Below are 1,227 nucleotides of genomic sequence, written 5' to 3'. Positions count from 1 at the left end.
CTGAATTTTGCCCCCCTAGCCCCCCAACTTTGGGGGGAACAAGAGTCAATTTGCTTCTAAAAGTCCCCCAAAATTGGGGGATTTAGGGGGCTTGGATGTAGCAAATGAGACTTCTCAGACAACCTCTAAGGATTCAGCAACGTTGGTTATGGAATAAAACCAGGAGCAAGTGCAGTTTTATCAAGTTGAGCCGGTTGAGCTTGCTCAACAAAATCTATCACAGACTACCCCTAAGCAGAGCTTTTTTTTTACTAAACTTAATATTTACTAAACTTACTTAATAAATTACTAGTAGATAAATTAGCAGTATCCTGAATATATTCCCGATACCGAGAGCCACTCCAGGTTTTTCCTTGATGTCTTTACTGTCTGCCTAGTTGACGTTTAGGTTTTTATCCTGTATCTTGTTTTTCTTATTTCTGAGTTTCCGGTTTTTTGAGTAGGTCTTTTGATGGCGGTTTTGATGAGATTTTGCGATCTAACTCTGCTACTTACAGGCAGTTTCTCTATTTCTTGTTTCAGTTCTTCTCTTGTTCCTTGCTGCTGAGCTATAGCCTTGGCTGCAGTCATGAGCATTTCTACCACTTCCTCCTTCGGCAACTGGTTGAATCTTTCTGGATCTAGTTCGATCGGCTTTTATTTGGTCACGATTGCAATCCTATACCTTTGTTTCGCTTTTGTCAATACCCCACACCCTTAATCCTTACTTTAGTCGGGGAATCAAAAACGACTCGGCGGTTAAAAACACCGTGAAAAGTTCCATTTTCCAACATGTCTTTTATTTGCTACACTTTTATCAGTAGAGTAAAGCGATAAAACTTTGATGTTGATCTAGGAAATAAAAATTCAGGATACTGCAGATAATTGCAGAAAATTTAATGAAGTTTACCTATAATAATATTGGCCTATAGCAATCCGTGTAGGAATTGAGATAATTTTGATGCGATATTCCCTACTCCCTACTCCCTACTCCCAGATCCGCTGTTCCCTTTGCTATATAAAAGCATTATTAAAGCATGGATATACGGTAAAGAAAAAAAACGAAATGATGCCTGAAATTATGGCGTTGCTGAATTAAGGAATGAATGCGCGATCATATGGTTTTGTTAAAGCCCCCTAAATCCCCCAAGCGAGCAATCCCTCGCTTGGGGGACGCAAGAAAGTTTTGTTCCCCCCAAGCGAGGAATCCCTCGCTTGGGGGGCTAGGGCGTGTCTTCAAACTCGGAG

General features: G+C 40.7%; 2 protein-coding genes. One reads left to right on the top strand and one right to left on the bottom strand.

All coding sequences use genetic code 11. The features are described 5' to 3' along the window. Positions 1-384: 384 nt before the first annotated feature. Complete coding sequence (locus tag F6K20_RS39105) at positions 385-570, bottom strand: hypothetical protein (RefSeq protein ID WP_287250605.1); 186 nt, start codon at positions 568-570, stop codon at positions 385-387. A gap of 367 nt (positions 571-937) precedes the next feature. Here F6K20_RS39105 and F6K20_RS39100 point away from each other — a divergent pair, with 367 nt between their 5' ends. Beyond that, positions 938-1,078: a hypothetical protein gene (locus tag F6K20_RS39100; protein ID WP_287250603.1), complete on the top strand. Its 141-nt coding sequence runs from the start codon at positions 938-940 to the stop codon at positions 1,076-1,078. The last annotated feature ends 149 nt before the right edge of the window (positions 1,079-1,227 follow it).

The sequence above is a fragment of the Moorena sp. SIO2C4 genome, assembly GCF_010672485.1.
GTDB lineage: Bacteria > Cyanobacteriota > Cyanobacteriia > Cyanobacteriales > Coleofasciculaceae > Moorena > Moorena producens.
The sequence above is the reverse complement of the archived record's forward strand: the minus strand, read 5'-3'. Positions and strand labels throughout refer to the sequence as shown.